Genomic DNA, 2420 nt, shown 5'->3' with positions numbered 1-2420 from the left:
CAGCCAGCTCGCGCCGCCGCCTGCGCCGTCCGCCGCGCCCGATCCGCCGCCGGCGGCGTCGGTCAGGCCGTCTGCGGCGGCGTCGACCGCGCCGAGCCAGTCTTCGTCGGCGAGCGCGGGCTGCACCCGCTGCTGCTCGATCGTCGCGAGCTGGTCGAAGGTCACCGGGCCCTCGGAGGCGCCCGAGAGGTAGTACTGCCGGCCCTCGGCGGCGACGGCGAGGAGGTACTGGGTCACGCCGAGGCCGTTCTCGTCGGCAGTCTGGTTCGCCCAGCTCCCGCTGTCTGCGGGGTCGGTGAACTCGTCGACGTACACGACCCACAGATCGAGCCCGGTCTGGGTCTTCAGTTCGTCGAGCCGCTCCTGCGCCTGCGCCTCCTCCGACGACGAGAGCACGCCGGCGTCGTCGAGCACGTAACTCGAGCCGAGCGTGACCGGAGGCGTGGCCGAGGCAGCCGTCGCACCCATCACCGTGACCGCGACCACCGCAGCGGACACCAGCGCTGCCGTTCGGCGCAGTCGCATCGATCCCCCTCTAAGACTCGGGGTTTCCCCACATGCGAGTCTATGCAGGCGCGGGGATACGACGGTAGCCCGAGGTGCCCGCCGGCACGGGCGGCGGGTCGCTGCCAGGCAACCGGCGCCCGTGCCGGTAGCCTTGCCGATCCGGAGGACGAGGATGGACGATCGCTACGGCGCCGATGTGCTGGCCACAGGATGGAAGGGCCACGGGATGCGAGAGCTGCCCCGGGCGGCGGCATCCCGCGATCTCGTCGTCGAGGTCGCGGACGACGGGTTCTGCGGTGCCGTGGTCGGGGTCTCGGGCGGCATGGTCGAGCTCGAGGACCGCGCCGGCCGGCGCCGGCTGTTCCCACTCGGCCCGGGATTCCTGATCGACGGCCGGGATGTCGTCCTCGGGCCGCCCGTGGCAGCTCCGGCGAACACCGGACCCCGGCGCACGGCGTCGGGCTCGTTCGCCGCACCCGACTCGCGCGCCCGCACGGCGCGGGCCAGCCGCCTCTTCGTGGAGGGCCGGCACGACGCGGAGCTCGTCGAGAGGGTGTGGGGCGACGACCTGCGCGCCGAAGGCGTCGTCGTCGAGTACCTCCAGGGCATCGATCTGCTGCAGGCCGCCCTCGACGAGGAGCCGCCGTCGGCGGAGCGCCGCTACGGCGTGCTGGTCGACCACCTCGTGCCCGGATCGAAGGAGACCCGCATCTCGGAGGCGATCTCGCGCGGCCGGCACGGCGCCCACCTTCTCATCGTGGGGCACCCGTGGATCGACGTGTGGCAGTGCGTGACGCCGCGCTCGATGGGAATCGAGCGCTGGCCCGAGGTGCCGCGCGGCATCGAGTTCAAGGTCGGCGTGTGCCGCGCACTCGGCTGGCCGGCGCGCGACCAGGCCGACCTCGCCCGCGCGTGGCAGCGCATCCTCGCGTCGGTGAAGAGCTACCGCGACCTCGAGCCGGCGTTCCTGGGCCGTGTGGAAGAGCTGATCGACTTCGTGACGCAGGAGGCGTCGTAGCCTGGTGGGGTGTCCGAATCCGCCGCGCCGACGCCCGAGACCCCCACCTTCCGCGATCGTCCCGTATCGTTCGTGCGACGCAGCGGACGGATGTCGGAGGCCCAGGAGCGCGCGTGGAGCGAGCTCGCGCCGGCCTATGTGATCGAGGCGCCGCGCGACATCGCGTCGACGAGCATCCGTCCGGGATCGGCGATCGACCCGGTCGAAGTGTGGGGGCGCGAGGCGCCGCTCATCGTCGAGATCGGCTCGGGACAGGGGCACGCGGTCGTGCACGCGGCCTCGTCGCGGCCCGCGGACGACTTTCTTGCGATCGAGGTGTTCAGGGCGGGCCTGGCCCGCACGATGCTCGACGCCGACCGCGCCGGCGCGCGCAACCTCCGCCTGGTCGAGGCGAACGCGCCCGAGGTGCTCGAGCACCTGCTGCCCGCGGCATCCGTCGCCGAGCTCTGGGTGTTCTTCCCCGACCCGTGGCATAAGAAGAAGCACACCAAGCGCCGGCTCGTCACCGCGGACTTCGCGCTGATCGCGGGGGGTGCACTGCGCGACGGCGGGATGCTGCGGTTCGCGACCGACTGGGAGGACTACGCGCTGCAGATGCGCGAGGTCATGTCGGCCGCCAGCGATTTCGAGCCGGCGTTCGAGGGGCAGTGGGCGCCGCGCTTCGACGGTCGGGTGCTCACGGCGTTCGAGCGCAAGGGTGCACGCGTCGGCCGCGAGATCCGCGACCTGGCGTACCGTCGAGCGACTCGCACATGAGCGGGGCTCCGGGGTCGTCCACGGGGCCGCTCCCGGTCCCGGGCGGGCGCGCGGACGCGGACGCGGCGCAGACTCCGCCGCGCGACCGCTGGAGGTTCCTGCGGCCGCTCGCGCACCGCGACTTCCGCATGCTGTTCGG

Annotated in this window: 3 protein-coding genes; 2 read left to right on the top strand and 1 reads right to left on the bottom strand. The window is 73.0% G+C overall.

What is annotated here, in order from left to right; genetic code table 11:
- A partial coding sequence (locus EIO58_RS16265) for a TPM domain-containing protein (protein ID WP_164861794.1) occupies positions 1-525 on the bottom strand: 525 nt, incomplete at its 3' end.
- A 154-nt stretch (positions 526-679) separates the two neighbouring features.
- On the opposite strand from EIO58_RS16265, the gene EIO58_RS16260 reads away from it, so the two are divergent.
- Together EIO58_RS16260 and trmB are read left to right on the top strand one after the other, a co-directional pair.
- Positions 680-1525 (top strand): DUF3097 domain-containing protein, encoded by an 846-nt coding sequence (locus EIO58_RS16260; RefSeq protein WP_127820362.1) that lies wholly within the window; start codon positions 680-682, stop codon positions 1523-1525.
- A 90-nt stretch (positions 1526-1615) separates the two neighbouring features.
- Entirely contained in the window at positions 1616-2281 is a 666-nt protein-coding gene (gene trmB, locus EIO58_RS16255) for a tRNA (guanosine(46)-N7)-methyltransferase TrmB (protein ID WP_240658945.1), read from the top strand.
- Positions 2282-2420: the final 139 nt, after the last annotated feature.

Origin of the sequence: Microbacterium sp. CPCC 204701 (assembly GCF_004010105.1) — a bacterium.
Taxonomy (GTDB): Bacteria; Actinomycetota; Actinomycetes; order Actinomycetales; family Microbacteriaceae; genus Microbacterium.
The sequence above is the reverse complement of the archived record's forward strand: the minus strand, read 5'-3'. Positions and strand labels throughout refer to the sequence as shown.

What these genes read in the sequence shown, in the direction of transcription:
- EIO58_RS16260 (WP_127820362.1), top strand. Translation starts at nt 680, where the DNA reads ATGGACGATCGCTACGGCGCCGATGTGCTGGCCACAGGATGGAAGGGC.
- trmB (WP_240658945.1), top strand. Translation starts at nt 1,616, where the DNA reads ATGTCGGAGGCCCAGGAGCGCGCGTGGAGCGAGCTCGCGCCGGCCTAT.